This is a genomic window from Aerococcus mictus, from assembly GCF_003286595.3.
Classification (GTDB): Bacteria; Bacillota; Bacilli; order Lactobacillales; family Aerococcaceae; genus Aerococcus; species Aerococcus mictus.
On sequence record NZ_CP132985.1, the window covers coordinates 648737 to 666437 of the forward strand.

Annotated in this window: 14 protein-coding genes; 12 read left to right on the forward strand and 2 right to left on the reverse strand. The window is 42.3% G+C overall.

Features of this window, described 5'->3' with window-relative positions; genetic code table 11:
• The first annotated feature begins 17 nt into the window (after positions 1-17).
• The 8 genes from DBT49_RS03030 to radC all read left to right on the forward strand — a co-directional run bounded on the left by DBT49_RS03030 (position 18) and on the right by radC (position 9958).
• Complete coding sequence (locus DBT49_RS03030; RefSeq protein ID WP_070559399.1) at positions 18-785, forward strand: SDR family oxidoreductase; 768 nt, start codon at positions 18-20, stop codon at positions 783-785.
• A gap of 481 nt (positions 786-1266) precedes the next feature.
• A complete protein-coding gene (locus tag DBT49_RS03035; RefSeq protein ID WP_070559397.1) occupies positions 1267-1932 on the forward strand; it encodes a rhomboid family intramembrane serine protease in 666 nt (221 codons plus the stop codon).
• Positions 1933-1941: 9 nt separating this feature from the next.
• Complete coding sequence (locus DBT49_RS03040) at positions 1942-2907, forward strand: ROK family glucokinase (protein WP_070559396.1); 966 nt, start codon at positions 1942-1944, stop codon at positions 2905-2907.
• A 3-nt stretch (positions 2908-2910) separates the two neighbouring features.
• On the forward strand, positions 2911-3333 hold the full coding sequence (locus DBT49_RS03045) for a rhodanese-like domain-containing protein (RefSeq protein ID WP_070559395.1): 423 nt from the start codon (positions 2911-2913) through the stop codon (positions 3331-3333).
• The gene (locus DBT49_RS03050) at positions 3333-3959 is read left to right on the forward strand and encodes a DNA-3-methyladenine glycosylase (RefSeq protein ID WP_070559393.1); all 627 of its coding nucleotides are present in this window, start codon (positions 3333-3335) and stop codon (positions 3957-3959) included. Before DBT49_RS03045 ends, DBT49_RS03050 begins: the two co-directional genes overlap by 1 nt.
• Positions 3960-4278: 319 nt before the next feature.
• Positions 4279-6909 (forward strand): valine--tRNA ligase, encoded by a 2631-nt coding sequence (locus DBT49_RS03055; RefSeq protein WP_070559422.1) that lies wholly within the window; start codon positions 4279-4281, stop codon positions 6907-6909.
• 407 nt (positions 6910-7316) lie between these two features.
• A complete protein-coding gene (gene glmS, locus DBT49_RS03060; protein ID WP_070559391.1) occupies positions 7317-9125 on the forward strand; it encodes a glutamine--fructose-6-phosphate transaminase (isomerizing) in 1809 nt (602 codons plus the stop codon).
• A gap of 137 nt (positions 9126-9262) precedes the next feature.
• On the forward strand, positions 9263-9958 hold the full coding sequence (radC, locus tag DBT49_RS03065) for a RadC family protein (RefSeq protein ID WP_070559389.1): 696 nt from the start codon (positions 9263-9265) through the stop codon (positions 9956-9958).
• Between the two features lie 55 nt (positions 9959-10013).
• Here radC and DBT49_RS03070 read toward each other — a convergent pair whose 3' ends face one another.
• Both DBT49_RS03070 and DBT49_RS03075 read right to left on the reverse strand, forming a co-directional pair.
• Positions 10014-10712, reverse strand: coding sequence for a hypothetical protein (locus tag DBT49_RS03070; RefSeq protein ID WP_070559383.1), 699 nt, complete (start codon positions 10710-10712; stop codon positions 10014-10016).
• A gap of 1 nt (position 10713) precedes the next feature.
• Positions 10714-11280 carry a tRNA (mnm(5)s(2)U34)-methyltransferase gene (locus DBT49_RS03075; RefSeq protein WP_070559381.1) on the reverse strand — a complete coding sequence of 189 codons (567 nt, stop codon included), beginning with the start codon at positions 11278-11280 and terminating at the stop codon, positions 10714-10716.
• 170 nt (positions 11281-11450) lie between these two features.
• On the opposite strand from DBT49_RS03075, the gene DBT49_RS03080 reads away from it, so the two are divergent.
• The 4 genes from DBT49_RS03080 (at position 11451) to mutM (ending at position 17696) form a co-directional block, all read left to right on the forward strand.
• Positions 11451-13172: a LysM peptidoglycan-binding domain-containing protein gene (locus DBT49_RS03080; RefSeq protein WP_070559379.1), complete on the forward strand. Its 1722-nt coding sequence runs from the start codon at positions 11451-11453 to the stop codon at positions 13170-13172.
• Between the two features lie 181 nt (positions 13173-13353).
• Complete coding sequence (locus DBT49_RS03085) at positions 13354-13770, forward strand: hotdog family protein (protein ID WP_064292218.1); 417 nt, start codon at positions 13354-13356, stop codon at positions 13768-13770.
• A gap of 20 nt (positions 13771-13790) precedes the next feature.
• Positions 13791-16457 carry a DNA polymerase I gene (gene polA, locus DBT49_RS03090; RefSeq protein ID WP_070559377.1) on the forward strand — a complete coding sequence of 889 codons (2667 nt, stop codon included), beginning with the start codon at positions 13791-13793 and terminating at the stop codon, positions 16455-16457.
• 426 nt (positions 16458-16883) lie between these two features.
• Positions 16884-17696, forward strand: a complete 813-nt coding sequence (gene mutM, locus DBT49_RS03095) for a DNA-formamidopyrimidine glycosylase (protein WP_070559375.1) — start codon at positions 16884-16886, stop codon at positions 17694-17696.
• Positions 17697-17701: the final 5 nt, after the last annotated feature.

The following is a 17701-nucleotide window of genomic DNA, read 5'->3' on the forward strand; positions in this document are numbered from 1 at the left end:
ATGAAGGAGTGAGTAATTTGCTGGCTGGAAAAGTCGTTTTAATTAGTGGATCAAGTCGAGGAATTGGGGCCGCAATAGCAAAAGGATTTGCAAAATCAGGTGCTAATGTCGTCATTAATTATCGCAAAAGTGAAGAGCAAGCAAGAGCGGTAGCGGACTATTGTACCTCTCAAGGCATCCAAGCCATTCTCGCTAAGGGAGATGTTACAAGGCAAGAAGGGGTCCATCAGGTTGTTAAGAAAACATTAGATAATTTCGGTCGCCTTGACGTTTTAGTAAATAATGTCTTTTCTCCTTTTCAATTTGATGCAGAAAAAAGGAAGAAAGTTTGGCAGCTTTCTTGGGAAGACTATGAAAGACAGCTAGAAGGGGGCTTAAAATCAACTTATCTACTCACCCAAGCGGTTTTAGAAACTATGATGGAAAATAATTCAGGCAGTATCATCAATATGGTATCTAATTTGGTTGCTGATCCTGTTGTCCCTTATGCGGATTACATCACTACTAAAGCCGGCATTGTTGGTTATACGAAAAGCATGGCTAAGGACTTAGGCGTCTTTAATATTAGGGTGAATGGTGTCGCACCAGGTTTGGTCTATCCAACAGACTCAACAAAAACAACGAAAGAAATATTGAAAGAAAAGATTATTGAATCAACTCCTTTAGCTCGAATGGTTCAAGTCGAAGATGTAGTTGGTCCCGTATTATTTTTAGCATCTGATTGGAGTAAGATGATGACCGGTCAAATATTATACGTTGATGGTGGCTTAGTGATGCCTGGTTAAATTTTTGTTCATGTACGAGAAATATAAAAACGACTTGTGTATAGTCCCCCCAAGACCTGGACCAAGTATTCAAGTTTTTTGGGGGGTTCATGTCTAAATATTCCTTATCATTTACTAGCAGGTTATACTACCGAAATATCGCTAAATGCTATTCAAACAAGATACAATCTTATCAACTTTCCTATGAAGAAGGAGAACGTTTAGCAGTATAATGAAAGCTACCAAGCTAAATTACCTTGTGGGTCCATAAAGAAGTCTTTTACATTTGATAGAATCACTTATATTAAGGATAGAGTCGCTTTGCCTTGGACGCCTGATCTTATCATCGCAACCATGAAAAAATTCAATTATAAAGCCCAAATATTTATCGTCATCTTGTCTATTGTGCTTTATTTGATTTACCTATTAATTGACAGCTTGTCGATAAAAAGTATGGTAAAGTTAATAGGTAATTATACTTAGTTGACACAGAGGAGTTAAAATGCGAAGAAGAGCTTATATCACCTATGCTTTATTAGCTATTCAAATTATTATTTATCTCTTGATGGAAGTCACGGGATCGAGTCTCAGTATCTCAACCCTCCTGCATTTTGGTGCTAAGGAAAATGCTTTAATTGCTATCTATGGGCAATACTGGCGCTTAATTACGCCAATTTTTGTTCATATCGGTTTTTCTCATCTCTTATTCAATTCCATTACCCTCTGGTATCTAGGGAGTGAAGTGGAGGGGATTATTGGTTCCTGGCGCTTTTTGTTTATCTATCTTTATTCTGGCATTATGGGGAACTTATTTAGTTATCAATTCTCAACCAGCGTTTCAGCAGGAGCCAGTACGGCGCTATTTGGCTTGTTTGCTTTCTTCTTAGCCATGCGCTATCTCAACCCTCATGACCGCTATTTTCAGGCCATGGGCTACCAATACCAGACCCTAATTATCTTGAATATTGTTATGAATTTGTTCATGGCCAATGTGGATATGTCAGGGCATATTGGGGGCATTGTCGGTGGTTTCTTAGCCACCCTCATTATCACCAATAATCCTAAACACCGTCTAACCAGTATCCTCTTATCAATTCTTGTTTATTCAGTGATTGCTGGTATAATTATTGCGAATCATGGGGCTTTTAATACCCTATTTATACATTAGGAGGCAAGTATGGCATTTATAGTTGGTATTGACTTAGGAGGAACAACCGCCAAGCTGGCTTTGTTTACTCCAGATCTTGAAAAAATCGATCAGTGGCAAATCCCCACGGACACTTCTGACCATGGGATTAATATTGTTTCTAACCTGGCTAAAACCATCCAAGACCGTGTTGAGGCAGCCCACTTAGACCTAAAGGACTGTATGGGGATCGGTATGGGATCTCCTGGCGCTATAAACCGCGAGCGGGGCACGGTTACTGGGGCCTATAACCTGGGTTGGGAGAATGAGATTACTGTCGTCGACCAGTTTCAAAGCCGCTTAGGCCAGCTGCCCGTTTATATTGAAAATGATGCCAATGTGGCTGCTCTGGGTGAACTCGCCAAAGGGGCAGGAAGTAAGAGTCAAAATATGATCTTGGTTACCCTAGGAACGGGCGTGGGCGGCGGCATTATCTGCCAGGGCGAGCTCTTGCTAGGTCAAGGTTCTGCAGGGGAAATTGGCCATATGACTAGCGAAGTCGATGGTTACTTATGTACTTGCGGATCCAGAGGCTGTGTAGAAACCTTGGCTTCAGCGACAGGTATCCTGCGTTTAAGTAAGGACTATGCTAGGGATTCGCGCTTTGATACTTCCTTAGCCAAGCAGCTTCGTGGAGGCCAAGAGGTGGACGTCAAAAGCATTGTTGATGCGGCTAAGGCGGGCGATTTATTAGCTGAAAAGGTGATGGAACGGTCCTTGAAAGCCTTGGCGCTTTGTTTGAGCCAGTTAACCTGCATCTTTAACCCCGAACAAATTGTTTTGGGTGGGGGAGTAGCTAATGCCGGCCAGTATCTGATTGACAAAATGACACCCATTCTTAAGGAATATACTTACCGCCCTAATCTCCGGCAAGTCAAAATTTCTTTAGCCCAATTGGGTAATGATGCGGGAGTGATTGGTGCGGCCAATTTAGTTAGACAGAAAAGTAAGGAGTAATTTATGTTATTAGCACAAACAATTGGTGGTTTTACTTTAATTTATCTATTATTAGTCGTGGCTTTATTAGCTTTCTTGATTTATCAAGCTTATTTTTGGATTAAAAGAAAGCAATCAGCAAGCATGATTGACCAAGCAGATTTTCAAGCTACCATGCATCAAGCTCAAATTATTGATGTTCGGGAAGCTCAAGAATTTCGTTCATCCCATATTCTTGGCGCCCGTAATATCCCTTATAGTGAGGTTCGTCAATTGAAAAAAGCCCCTGGCCTCAACCGGTCCCAAAAGATTTACCTCTATGACAATGGGGTAAATATTGCCACGCGAATGGCCTCAGTCCTAAAGCAGGAAGGCTATGAAGACATCTATATCTTAAAGGGTGGTTTCAATGAATGGGAAGGTAAAACTAAAGGAACGGCTGACTAATGGCTGAACTTTTCTTTAAAGATCCTGATTTATCGACACCGGAAATTGCTCAAAAATTATTAGGTTGCCGTTTAAGAAGAAAGTCCTCAGCTGGAGTGACTAGTGGTATTATTGTTGAAACGGAAGCTTATTTGGGGGAAAGTGACCAAGCGGCCCATGTGTATGGCGGCAAGCGGACCGCCAGTTTAGAAGCCTTTTACCAGGAGGCGGGGATTTTTTATATTTATAATATTCACGGTCATTGGTGTGTGAATATGATTACCCAAAGTAAAGATGAACCCCAAGGGGTATTGATACGAGCCCTGGAACCCGTGGAAGGAATTGACCTCATGCAGAGTCGGCGCAAACAAGACCAGCGCAGGCTCTTAACGAATGGGCCGGGCAAATTATCTCAAGCTTTAGGGGTCGATAAGGAAGTCGACTACGGAACGTCGGTTTTACAAGACCCCTTGACTATTGATTTCCGTGAGCCAAGACCAGTAGCAGAGATTGCTCGAGGTCCCCGTATCGGTATTCCCAATAAGGGCGAGTGGACCCATAAACCGTTACGCTTTTATGTGAAAGGCAATCCCTATGTTTCTTCACCCAAGGGGAGGACTCAGAACGACCACGGTTGGTTAGCCTAGACCTTGAAATTAAATTGCTTTTTCCCAGCTTTCTTGTTAAACTAAATGGAAAATAAGTAAAGGTAATGCGTAAGAGGTTGCTTTTGAATCGGTGAAGCGAGTGGCGTTTGGTGAGAGGCCATCAAGAGAAAAAGGCATGGTTGCTTACAAACTGAACTGTCCGGTCGATGCCGTTATCATCCAGTCATAAATATAGGTGGCACCGTGCACTTAGCGCCCTATCTTCCCTAAACAGGAAGCTAGGGCTTTTTTACTTATTTCAGATAGAATCAATAAATCATTCCATAAAGAGAGGTGCTTTTTAGTGCAAGAAATTGATATGCCCAAAAAATATAATCCTAATGAGGTAGAAGCAGGCCGTTATGACCAATGGCTCGATAAAAAAGTCTTTGAACCTAATGGAGATGCTTCAGTCGAAGCCTATTCCGTGGTGATTCCTCCACCCAATGTCACGGGTAAACTCCACCTCGGCCATGCCTGGGATGTAACCCTCCAAGACATGATTGTCCGCCAAAAACGCATGCAAGGCTATGATACCTTGTGGTTACCTGGGATGGACCATGCGGGAATTGCTACCCAAGCCAAAGTCGAAGAAAAGTTACGTAAAGAGGAGAATCTTTCCCGTTATGACTTAGGCCGGGAAAAATTCATCGACAAAACCTGGGAATGGAAAGAAGAATATGCCCAAACCATTCGTAACCAATGGGCCAAAATGGGGATTTCTGTCGATTATAACCGGGAACGTTTTACCCTAGATGAGGGCTTATCAGAAGCAGTACGTAAAGTTTTTGTGACCTTGTATGAAAAGGGCCTTATTTACCGGGGTGAGTACATTATTAATTGGGATCCGGTCTTCCAAACTGCCTTATCAGATATTGAAGTGGTCTACAAAGATGACAAGGGCGCTTTCTATCATTTGGAATACCCTCTGGCTGATGGGTCAGGCTCCTTGCGCCTAGCCACTACCCGTCCAGAAACCCTGTTAGGGGACACAGCCGTTGCGGTCCACCCTGATGATGAACGCTACCAAGACTACATCGGTAAGACCGTTATCCTACCAATTGTGGGTAGAGAAATTCCTGTGATTAGTGATGACTATGTCGACCGTGACTTTGGTACTGGTGTGGTTAAAATCACCCCAGCCCATGATCCTAATGACTTTGCGGTGGGCAACCGCCACAATTTAGAGCGGATTAACGTCATGAATGATGACGGTACAATGAACGAAAATGCCGGCAAGTACCAAGGCATGACCCGGGATGAATGCCGTCAAGCCATTGTTGAAGACTTAAAAGCTGAGGGTAGCTTGGTAGACATTGAAGAGATTGTCCACAGTGTGGGTCACTCCGAACGCTCTGACGCTGTGGTAGAACCAAGACTTTCGACCCAATGGTTTGTGAAGATGGCTCCCTTAGCTAAGCAAGCCCTAGACAATCAAAATACCGAAAACCGTGTCGACTTCTACCCACCACGTTTCGAACAGACCTTTGTTTCCTGGATGGAAAATGTTCATGACTGGGTTATTTCCCGCCAACTCTGGTGGGGACACCAAATTCCTGCTTGGTACCATAAGGATAGTGGGGAAGTCTATGTTGGGATGGAAGCGCCTGAGGATGAAGAAAATTGGGTGCAAGATCCTGATGTCTTAGATACCTGGTTTTCAAGTGCTCTCTGGCCATTCTCCACTATGGGTTGGCCAGATGAAGAGGCTAGCGACTATAAGCGTTACTTCCCAACAGACACCTTGGTAACCGGTTATGATATTATTTTCTTCTGGGTCAGTCGGATGATCTTCCAATCATTAGAATTTACCGGAGAACGTCCTTTCAAAAATGTTCTTATTCACGGTTTGATTCGCGACTCCCAAGGGCGAAAAATGTCTAAGTCACTGGGCAACGGAGTGGACCCTATGGACGTTGTTGACCAATACGGGGCTGACGCTTTACGCTGGTTCTTAGCCACAGGGTCAACGCCAGGCCAAGATATCCGCTACTATCCAGAAAAATTGGAAGCGGCATGGAACTTTATCAATAAAATTTGGAATGCTTCCCGCTATGCCTTGATGAACTTGGATGGGATGACCTATGATGACATTGATCTAAGTAAGGTCACTTCCATTGTTGACCAGTGGATTTTGACTCGCTTAAATGAAACCATTGCCAAGGTGACTGACCGTTTTGATGCCTTTGAATTTGGTGAAGCTGGTCGGGCCCTTTATCACTTTATTTGGAATGACTTCTGTGACTGGTATATTGAAATGAGTAAGGAAGTCTTACAAGGTGATGATGAAGACGCCAAACATACGACCAGAAGCGTCCTCAGCTATGTCTTGGAACAAATGTTAGCCCTACTTCACCCCATTATGCCTTTTGTTACCGAAGAAATCTGGCAACATATTCCTCACCAAGGCAATTCTATTGTGACGGCTAAGTATCCTGAAGTCGAAGAAAGTCAAATCCACCAAGAAGCTGCTCGCCATATGGAGGCTTTGATTTCCTTTATTCGCTCTATCCGTACGGCACGGAATGAAAACAATGTCGCACCTTCCAAGCCAATTGCTATTCATGTCAAAGCCAATTCTCAAGAAATTTTGACCATGTTAGAGGAAAACAAAGAATACATTAATCGCTTTGCTAATCCAAGTGAATTAAAAATGGCCTTAGATACGGAAATTCCTGACCAAGCCATGACCCTATTCTTTAGTGATGGGGAAATTTACCTTCCTTTAGCAGGTTTCATTGACATCGATGAAGAAATTCAACGCTTAGAAGCGGAACTCGCTAAATGGGCCAGTGAAGTTGAACGGGTAGACAAGAAACTAGCCAACCAAGGCTTTGTTAATAATGCTCCCGCTGACCTAGTAGAGAAAGAGCGTCAAAAAGGCAAAGATTACCAACAAAAATACCAAGCTACTAAAGAACGCTTAGCTGATTTAAAGGCTACGAATTAGTGGATGATAAACTTTTCTAATTGATTAGAAGAGGCTAGGGTTAAAGTCCTAGCCTTTTTAATTTATGTCACACTCTTTCTTTTTATTTTTATAAATTTTACTTAATTTTGTTAACAGGGGCTCTGCCTATATTGACAAGCTTTTAACAATAGCCTAGGATGTAATTACTACTTAAATGTTATTAATAAAATCTGTTATAGACAGATAGCGCCTGACTGATTAAAGTATTTTTTCAGTGACGAGGACTAGGTTTATCGAAGATTCGGCGGGTGGCCTAGGGGTTGCACAATCCATAGAAAAGCACAAAAATCATTTTTAGCAAATGAAACAAAATCCTTTTCTCGTGCTTAAGTAGTTAATATCAGTGTGCCCATTAAGTGATGGGTATTTTTAGGAGGAAACTATTTATGTGTGGAATTGTAGGATTTATTGGCGAAATGCGGGCTCAAGAGGTGCTTTTGAAGGGCTTAGAACGCCTAGAATACCGGGGCTATGACTCAGCGGGAATCTATGTGGTCGATGAAGAAGACCAAGGACACCTCTTTAAAGTCAAAGGGCGGATTGCTCAATTACGCGAAGAAGTCGATCTGTCTATCCCGGCTCATTTAGGGATAGGTCATACACGCTGGGCAACCCATGGGGTGCCATCAGTCCCTAACGCCCATCCTCATTTATCCCATGATGGCCGCTTTGCCTTGGTTCATAATGGGGTGATTGAAAACTACCAAGCCTTAAAAAATGATTATTTAGCTGATGTTGATTTTTATTCGGATACTGATACCGAAGTTGTCGTGGAATTGCTTGCGAAATTTAGCCGTGAAGAAAACATTGATGCTCCAAGCGCTCTAAGAAAAACAGTTGACCTCTTAGAAGGGTCCTATGCTTTAGGCTTGATTGATACAGAAGATCCTGACCACCTTTATGCAGCTAAGAATAAGAGCCCGCTCCTAATTGGAAAAGGGCAAGGCTTTAATACCATCGCTTCTGATGCCATGGCTTCGATCGCCTATACTGACCAATATATTGAAATCCATGATGGTGAATTAGTCACCCTAAGTAAAGACCAAGTGACTATTGAGAATTTAGCGGGTGAAGTCGTAAGCAGAGATCCTTATACTGCTAGTCTGGATGCTGACGATTTAGAAAAGGGCACCTATGACTACTACATGGAAAAAGAAATCGTAGAACAACCAGCAGCCATCCGTAAAATTATTCAAGCCTATGAAAATGATCAAGGACAATTAAGTATCGACCGTGACCTGGTTGAAGCTATTGCTGAAAGTGACCGTATCTTTATTGTAGCCGCTGGGACTAGTATGCATGCTGGTTTAGTTGGTAAAGTCCTTCTGGAAAGAATTGCTAAGGTTCCTACAGAGGTTCATGTGGCTTCGGAATTCTCTTATAATCCGCCACTTTTACCTGAGAAACCATTCTTTATCTATTTAACCCAATCTGGTGAAACAGCGGATAGCCGCCAAGTCCTAGTCCAAACCAATGCCCAAGGTTATCCTTCCTTAACCATTACCAATGTGCCAGGGTCTACCTTATCACGGGAGGCTGACTATACTTTACTCTTGCATGTGGGCCCTGAAATTGCGGTGGCTTCTACCAAGGCTTATACTGGACAAATAACAGTTTTAGCAATTATTGCTGATCAAATTGCTCGTAAGAAGGGCTTGAATCTTCCTTTTGACTTAAAACATGAATTATCAATTGCTGCCCAAGCCATGGATGAAGTGGTTGGCCAAGCGGATTATTTCCATCAACTGGCAACCGATTACTTTAAAGACCAAAGATCAGCCTTTTATATTGGTCGTGGCCTAGATTATGCGGTTTCTGTTGAAGCGGCTTTGAAATTAAAAGAGGTCTCTTATATTCAAACAGAAGGTTTTGCTTCTGGAGAATTAAAACATGGTACCATTTCATTGATCGAAGATGGCGTCCCTGTTGTGGCGATCATTAGCCAAGCCAAGACCGCCCTGTTAACTCGTGGTAATGTGGAAGAGACTCGCTCACGTGGCGCCCATAATTTAATTATTGCTATGGAAGGACTAGACCAAGAAGGGGACCAAATTGTCCTCCCCCATGTGCATGATTTATTAACGCCATTGATTACAGTCATCCCCGCTCAACTCCTCGCTTACTATGCGACTATTGATCGCGGCTTAGATGTCGATAAGCCCAGAAATCTGGCTAAATCGGTAACAGTAGAATAGACACATTTTTCTTATAAGAAGTTATAAAAAAGAAGATCAGGATTTTAAGGATTCTGATCTTTTTGTTTTTTTAACTCTTCGCTGTTTGACGAATTCAAAGGGTATTCGCGGCTATATAGGGTGGAGGTGGCTTAGATATGGATAGTAAAAAAACATGTATTCCTATTAAAACCTTGCCCGAATCGTCTAGACCGCGGGAGCGTTTAATGGAATATGGGGCCAATAGTTTGCCAACTTATGAATTGCTGGCTATTATTTTACGATCAGGGGGCAAATATGGGTCAGCCATCCAGTTAGCCCATAAACTCTTGAACCATTTTGAAGACTTATATCAATTGAAAATGGCTGCTACGGAAGAATTACTGGCCATTGAAGGCATTGGTAAGGCTAAGGCAGTGGAACTCCAGGCTATTTTTGAGTTCTCCAAGCGTTTATACCAAGCTCGGTTAATAAAATTGGGAACCATTCATTCAAGTCAGGAAGCAGGGGACTATTATCTCAGTGAATTAGCCGATAGTCATCAAGAGAAGGTCTTGGTCTTTTATTTAAATACTAAAAATGAAGTGATCAAAAAACAGATTATCTTTATCGGCGGGTTAAATATGTCGGTGGCCCATCCTCGGGAAATCTATAAAGAAGCGGTTAGGGTATCGGCTGCCCGAATTATGGTAGGCCACAACCATCCCTCAGGAAATCCGGAGCCCTCCCCAGAGGATATTGAATTCACCAAACGCTTAAAAGAAGCAGGAAAAATAATCGGGGTTGAACTTTTGGACCATTTAGTGGTGGGGCATAGCTCTTTTATCAGCTTAAGGGAACAAGGTTTACTGTGATAGGTGCAAGCTAATCTTAGTAAGCTAAAAACCCTCTTGCCGGGGGCAAAGAGGGTTAGTTTTCATGGTGGTTATTTTTTTCTTGATAGTGCTTACTGAATAGACAGACAATGCTTATGAAAATGAGACCAATAACTAGTGAGACTTGGTCTTGTTTGAAGAAAATGGCGACTGGGATGGCTGCAATCATTAGTAGGACTCCCCAGAGAACCAAGCTTTTTTTAGTTTTTGTGATCAATTGGGTCAAAGTTGCTAAAAACCCCAAGTAAATTAGCCAATAGCTTAGGCTAAAAGCGGTAAGAAAGGTCGAAAAATTTAAATATTCTAGGAGATTATTCATCAATAACAATTGCCCGGAATAGATAATGATGGCTAGGTAAGGGTTCCATTGCTGGCTGATCATATGACTATGAGTCAAGAGCCAGATAAGAATGCCTAGGGCTAAAGCCAGCCAGCCGAAAGAAAAGGCCAATAAAAAAATAACTATAAAGCAAAGACATTCGATGAGAAGTAAAGCTTTAGTTTGGCCGATCAGGGAATGCTTTTCCCCAAAGCTAAAGAGTAAAAAGAGTTCCTGGTTGAGCCACTGGAAGATAAAAGCCAGAACTAGGCCATAAAAATTGATAATTTCGGTGGACCAGATTGCTTTTAATCCGGGGAGGAAGGTTAATAAGAGCCAGGAAAGCTGAAAGCAAAAATTTGGCCAAGAAAAGGACTGTTGGAAGTTTTTTAGCAGAGGTTTCACTTTATTCATACTAGGATCTCCTCTCGACAAGAAATAATTTTGGGGGGAGGTGCTTTTGGTTAAGGAATTCAAAGTGACTAGCGCTATACTGATCTTGGTCGATTTGACTGAGGTAGTCTTGAATCGCCGAAGCTTCTTCAATTCCTCCAGGATGGCCCAAGTAGGCCGCCACTAAGAGGATTCCACCAGGTTTTAACCGTGAAAGACTAGACTCGATAGCTGGGATTGTCGACTTAGGCTTGGTAATAATGCTTTTATCTCCCTTAGGGAGGTAACCCAAGTTAAAAACCACCAGGTCCAAGCAGTCACCAGTCTTCAGATACTTAGAAATGTTAGCGTGAGAATCATGGTAAAGCCTCACTTGTTTTTGACAGTGGTGTTTTTCTAATAAGGCTTGAGTAGCTTCAATGGCTTGTTCTTGGAGGTCAAAGCCATAAACTTGGCCTGATTGGCCAACGATTTGAGCTAAGAGTAAGGTATCATGGCCATTGCCAATAGTGGCGTCTAAGGCAGTCATGCTGGTTTGTAAATGTCCTTTGATAATGTGATGGCTGACTTCGATCACATTTTTTAACATAAATTTTCCTCGCATTCTATCGAATTGCTTCTATTATACGCTAGCAATGTTACAAAATTATTACGAATATTAAGAATCCCATCTTTTGTTAAAAGGCATTTTTTTCCTCGCGATTTATACTATAATTATTAATGAGTAATTCTAGATGATGAGAGGGGATTTCTAATATTATGACAGGTCATCAAGAAAAGTCCAAGAAACTTATTAAGACCAGTGCGGTTTTATTGAGCTCCGTAGTTGCTATTGCTGGGGCCGATGCATTGGCAAACTATACACCCGTCCAAGCAACGACTTTGGCACCTACTAGTAATAATTTTCTTAATAAAATTTTACCTTACGCCTATGACTTAGCCAATCAAAATGACCTTTATGCTTCTGTGATGATGGCACAAGCAGCCTTAGAATCAGGCTGGGGATCTAGCCGCTTATCTCAAGCGCCCTATAATAATCTCTTTGGTATCAAGGGTAATTATAGAGGGAAAACAGCTAATTTTAACACCCTAGAGGATGATGGTCGCGGAAATTATTATCAAATTAATGATGGCTTTCGGATGTATCCATCTTACCGGGAATCCCTCATCGATTATGTTGGTGTCCTAAAAAATGGAACTTCTTGGAACCCTAATTTCTATAGTGGGGCCTGGAAGAGCAACACCAATTCCTATAAGGATGCCACGGCTTGGTTAACCGGTCGCTATGCAACTGATACTTCCTATGGCAGCAAATTAAATAGCATTATCGCTAAGAATAATTTAAGCCAATACGATACGCCAGGAAAAACGATTAGTAACAATCAAACAAATTCTAGCCAAGTAAGCACGCCTACAGCTCAACCAGGCGGACGGTCCTATGTGGTGAAACCTGGTGACGGCTTATGGACAGTAGCTCGCCAACTGGGAACTAGTATTGAGGCAGTCAAACAAGCTAACGGCCTCAGTTCCAACCTGATTTACCCTGGGCAAGTCCTTTACGCCGGGGCAAGCTCATCCAGTCCAGCCAAAACAAACACGAGCTCACCAGTAAGACCTTCTAGCCCTGTTGCAAAGCCCGCTCAGTCTGCCAAACAGTCCTATAAGGTCCAAGCTGGAGATGGTTTATGGACGGTTGCTAAGAACTTGGGAACGACCATTGAAGCAGTTAAAGCTGCTAATGGCTTGACTACTAACTTTATCTACCCTGGTCAGGTTCTCTATGCTCCTGGGCAAAAACAAAACTCAGCTAGTCCAGTAGTGACAAATACCAATAAGCAATCTCAAGGTCAAAGCAATGCAGGTTACAAGTCTTACACCGTTCAAGCTGGTGACGGCTTGTGGACAGTGGCACGGCACTTAGGAATGACAGTTGATACTTTAAAGGCTAAGTATGGCTTAACTTCGAATTTCATTTATCCAGGTCAAGTCTTTACTAACCAAACTAGCCAAGGCAGTCATAAGCCCTCCAACAATAGCCCAGCTGCCAATAATCCAAGACCAAGTCATAATGGTAGTCAGGCAGGGGTCTACCAAGTCCAAGCTGGGGATACCCTCTACCGCATTGCTCGTAACCAAGGCCTGACTGTGAACCAGTTAAAAGAAATGAACGGCTTAACTTCCAATGCGATTTATGTAGGGCAAAAATTAAATTTAGCGGCTAAAGCTGCTTATCAACCCACAGCTAAATCAGGAGTAAGTGCTAGTCAAGAAATTAGTGCACCAACTTCTAGTCAAAGGCCAGCCAGCCCTAAGCCAGTCAGTCAAGTTCAAGCGGCCAATACTTATCAAATTAAGGCCGGGGATAACTTATATCGAATTGCACTTAACCATGGGGTTTCCTTAAACCAATTACTGGCAGCCAATCAATTAAAGGCCAACTCATTGATTTTACCTGGCCAACAATTGGTTATTCCACAATAAAATATAAAAGCACTTGAAAAGTCTGACCACTGTCTCTAAGTCATCGCTGACCTAGCCAGTCTGGTCAGACTTTTTTAATCATTGGCTCTTATTTTTGCCTAGCTAGGCTTTTTGTCAACTGGGCTTGCTTTTGCTAAAATAAAAGAAATACTTAAAATATAAGGGAGAAGAGTGGTGGCTAATGGAAGAAAAGCAAAATCAGAAAAGAAGATTTCAAGTGGGCGATACTTTTTCCACAACGGAATCTTTTCGTGAACGCGATATCATGCTCTACATGGGAGTAACGGATGATCATAATCCCCTTTATCTACCTGGTAAGGAGGGCGCCCAAATTCCGCCCATTGCTCTAATTGGAGCCGTAACACGGACAGTTTCAGGTCAATTCCCTGGCCCCCATTCAGATTTGGTGGAATTGAATTTTACGATTAATAACCCCATCTATCATCATGTGACCCTGACCTTTCATTTTGAAATTTTAAGAGTTGATGAATTAAAGGGCTACCTCACAATTCATGTCATTACTAATAATGAAACCACGGGAGAAAAAAATGTTATGGATGCCATGCTAACTGTTCTTCCCCAATATATGGACCATTAAGATTGTAAAGGAGAATCAACTTGTCCAAGCAAGAAAAATTATTGCTATTCGATGGCTCATCATTAGCCTTTCGGGCTTTCTTTGCCATGCATGATTTAAATCGTTTTAAAAATAATAACGGCCTACATACCAATGCCCTATATGCTTTTCACTTGATGTTGACCCACGTCTTAGAAAAAGAAAAGCCTAGCCATGCCCTGGTGGCTTGGGATGCTGGTAAGACCACCTTTCGGACGGCATATTATCATGAATACAAGGGTGGCCGGGATAAAACACCACAAGAATTTATAGAACAGATGCCTTATTTTAATAAATTGCTGGATGCTTTTGGTATTGCCCACTATGAATTAGCAAATTATGAAGCGGATGATATCATCGGTACCCTGTCCCAAAGAGGCGCAGAGGCTGGTATGGATGTAGTGATTATCTCTGGCGATAAGGACTTGATTCAACTGGCTAGGGACCAGGTTAGGGTAGATATTAACCGTAAGGGAGTGACTAATATTGATTCCTATACTCCCCAATCCATCCAAGCAGACCAAGGGATCAGCCCTGAACAACTCATTGATGTTAAGGGGTTGATGGGCGATAATTCCGATAATTATCCTGGTGTGACTGGAATTGGGGAGAAGACCGCCTTGAAACTAATCCAGGAATTTGGTTCCATGGAAGAGGTCTATGCTAATATCGATCAAGTTTCCGGGAAAAAACGTAAGGAAAACTTAGTCAAGGATAAGGATCAGGCCTTTTTATCCAAAAAATTAGCTCGGATTATTCTTGATGCTCCAGTTGAAAAATCCCTGACAGACTTAAAATGCCAAGGCATTCAGGCTCAAGATTTGGTTAACTTTTATCGTGAGATGAACTTCAAGCAATTTATGGAAAAATTCTTAGCTAACTCTGGGACTGACGCTGACTTTGAATTAGAGGATTCCAGCTGGGAAGTCCCTGAATATCAAGTCCTTGACCACCTTGAAGCTAAGCATTTCACCCAAGACCAAACAGCCCTCTATCTAGAAATGTTCGAAAATAATTACCATGAAGGGGAGTTAATCTACGTTGTTTGGGGGAATAAGAATCACATCTATTTGGCCTCTCCAGACCTGGTGAAGGAAAGCCAAGCTTTTAAAAATTGGATAGAAGATCCCCACGCTAAAAAGGTTCTCTATGATGCTAAGCGCAGCCAAGTGATCTTAAAACGTTTGGGTATGGAGCTAGAAGGAGTCAGTGATGATGTTCTTATCGCTTCCTATCTCATTCATGCCCGTGATTTGAGTGGCGATGTGGCTAATGTGGCCCGAGAATTCAATTTGGATTATCTAGCCTATGATAGTGAAGTCTATGGGAAAGGCAAGAAAGTGGCGGTACCTGAAGATAAAACCCGTCTTTATGAACACCTGGTAGCTAAGGTATCTGTCATTAATGACCTACTACCTATTATTAAAGATCGCCTAGAAGCGGATGAGATGGTCGAACTTTACCAAAAAATTGAACTCCCTTTAGCCCAAGTTCTAGCTAAAATGGAAATTATGGGAATTTCCGTTGACCGCAGCAGACTAGAAGGTTTATCTCAGTCTTATGAAGAACAACTTGACCAGCTGCAAGAAGAAATTTACCGGGAAGCCGGGGTTGAATTTAATATTAATTCCACCCAACAGCTGAGCAAGATTCTCTTTGAAGATATGGGCCTAAAGGGTGGCAAGAAAACCAAGTCCGGTAATTATTCAACGGCCCAATCTGAATTGGAAAAATTACAAGGGGTGCCCATCATTGATTTGATCTTAGCCTATCGGCAATTAGCTAAGCTCCAATCCACTTACGTCCAAGGGATTCTTGATTACATCCACCAAGATGGCAAGGTACACAGTCGTTTTATTCAAACCCTAACCACTACCGGGCGCTTAAGCTCAGCTGATCCGAACTTACAAAATATTCCTATCCGTACCGAAGAGGGGCGTAAAATTCGCCAAGCCTTTGTGCCTTCTCATCCGGACTGGGTCATTTTCTCATCGGACTATTCGCAAATTGAATTACGTGTCCTTGCCCATGTTTCTGGAGACCCTCATCTTCAAGAAGCCTTTAAAGAAAATAAGGATATCCATACTGCCACAGCGGGTAAAGTCTTCCATAAAGATGAAAAGGACATTAGTAAGGATGAGAGACGTCAAGCCAAGGCAGTCAATTTTGGGATTGTTTACGGGATTAGTGACTATGGCCTCAGTCAAAACCTTTCGATTTCTCGTCAAGAGGCTAAGGCCTTTATTGATAAATATTTTGAAATTTATCCTAAAGTGGCTGAATATATGGATAAGAGTGTGGAAATCGCTCGTGAGGCTGGTTACGCTAAGACCCTCTTTAACCGCCGTCGCTACCTTCCTGACTTAAAGGCTAAAAATTATAATGTTAGATCCTTTGCCGAAAGAACTGCGATGAATTCGCCAATTCAAGGAACGGCAGCCGACATTATTAAGGTAGCCATGGTTGAGATGGATCAAGCCCTAAAGGAACATCATCTTCAGGCAAATCTTCTCCTCCAAGTCCACGATGAGTTAATTTTTGAAGTGGCCCAAGAGGACTTAGAAGACTTAGCTGCCTTAGTCAAAGATGTCATGGAAAATGCCGTTGCCTTAGACGTCCCCTTAATTGTTGATAGTAACTATGGGTCCACTTGGTATGATGCCAAGTAGGAAAATCTAAGAAAAATTTTAATAGAGAGGATAGGTTGGGACAAGGGTTCTAAGCCTATCAAATAAAGTGAAGTAAGGCCTGATCTATAAGTTAGCTTTGCTGGCATTTTCATAAACGAAGGGAGACTATTGAATAGGGTTCTCTCTTCGTTTTTTGTTTTAGCTATTGGAATCTGAGGATATAGTATGCCTAGCGTTTTCGTCCTTTGGCGCATCCGTCGCATTCTTTCAAACGTGCTCCGGCTGCAGATCGATCTCCACTTCACTAAAGTGCAAGAAATTCTTTTCAAGAATTTTTGCTCTTTAGCTCCAGTGTTATCGATCTTTAGTGCAGCCGTCACACTCTTTACTTTATTTATGGTTATTGTTTGATTAGAATAGGTTAGACTGCTAACAGTGTTTTAGCGGGATGAAGGAGGCTAGTTAATGCCAGAGTTACCTGAAGTAGAAAATGTGAGACGGGGGCTTAATAGAGTCCTTCCTCAAGCCCAAATACAGGATGTGGAAGTAAAATGGCCCAAGATTATTAATTGCCCCCCTCAACTCTTTCGCCAAGCCATGCGAGGGGAGACCTTTGAACGGGTCGACCGTTATGGAAAATACCTGTTTTTTTATTGGAGCGATTACGCCTGGATTAGCCATCTGCGGATGGAAGGCAAGTATTTTGTCTGCGATAGGCAGACGCCGGTTTTAAAGCATAGTCACCTCATCTGTCACTTGCGTGATGGCAGGGACCTACGCTATCATGATGTGCGTAAATTTGGTCGGATATCCTTATTTTCTCGCCAAGATATGCCCCAAGCTATTAAAAATTTAAAACTCGGTCCAGAACCCTGGGATATCAGCTTGGATCAATTCCAAAAAATATTAGCGACGTCTAAGCGGCCCATTAAATCATTAATACTGGACCAGCAAAAAATTGCCGGAATTGGTAATATTTATGCTGATGAATCTCTATTTCAAGCGGGAATTTATCCAGGTCGGCCAGCCAATTCGTTGACTGACCAAGAGACCTTGCTCCTATTAGAAGCCATGCGAGAGATACTGAGTCGAGCGGTAGACTTAGGCGGCTCTAGTGTGCGGACCTATCAGAACACCTTAGGGGAGGGCGGCCAATATCAAAATTATCTCAAGGTTTACCAGCGCCAGGGCCAAGCCTGTTTAAATTGTGGAAGAAGCATTGAGAAAATTAAGTTAGGACAGCGAGGGACGCATTTTTGTCCCAATTGTCAGAAATAAAGGGA

What these genes read in the sequence shown, in the direction of transcription:
- mutM (WP_070559375.1), top strand. Translation starts at nt 16,884, where the DNA reads ATGCCAGAGTTACCTGAAGTAGAAAATGTGAGACGGGGGCTTAATAGA.
- DBT49_RS03070 (WP_070559383.1), bottom strand. Translation starts at nt 10,712, where the DNA reads ATGAATAAAGTGAAACCTCTGCTAAAAAACTTCCAACAGTCCTTTTCT.
- DBT49_RS03035 (WP_070559397.1), top strand. Translation starts at nt 1,267, where the DNA reads ATGCGAAGAAGAGCTTATATCACCTATGCTTTATTAGCTATTCAAATT.
- DBT49_RS03075 (WP_070559381.1), bottom strand. Translation starts at nt 11,280, where the DNA reads ATGTTAAAAAATGTGATCGAAGTCAGCCATCACATTATCAAAGGACAT.
- DBT49_RS03040 (WP_070559396.1), top strand. Translation starts at nt 1,942, where the DNA reads ATGGCATTTATAGTTGGTATTGACTTAGGAGGAACAACCGCCAAGCTG.
- DBT49_RS03045 (WP_070559395.1), top strand. Translation starts at nt 2,911, where the DNA reads ATGTTATTAGCACAAACAATTGGTGGTTTTACTTTAATTTATCTATTA.
- DBT49_RS03050 (WP_070559393.1), top strand. Translation starts at nt 3,333, where the DNA reads ATGGCTGAACTTTTCTTTAAAGATCCTGATTTATCGACACCGGAAATT.
- DBT49_RS03055 (WP_070559422.1), top strand. Translation starts at nt 4,279, where the DNA reads ATGCCCAAAAAATATAATCCTAATGAGGTAGAAGCAGGCCGTTATGAC.
- DBT49_RS03080 (WP_070559379.1), top strand. Translation starts at nt 11,451, where the DNA reads ATGACAGGTCATCAAGAAAAGTCCAAGAAACTTATTAAGACCAGTGCG.
- radC (WP_070559389.1), top strand. Translation starts at nt 9,263, where the DNA reads ATGGATAGTAAAAAAACATGTATTCCTATTAAAACCTTGCCCGAATCG.
- glmS (WP_070559391.1), top strand. Translation starts at nt 7,317, where the DNA reads ATGTGTGGAATTGTAGGATTTATTGGCGAAATGCGGGCTCAAGAGGTG.
- DBT49_RS03085 (WP_064292218.1), top strand. Translation starts at nt 13,354, where the DNA reads ATGGAAGAAAAGCAAAATCAGAAAAGAAGATTTCAAGTGGGCGATACT.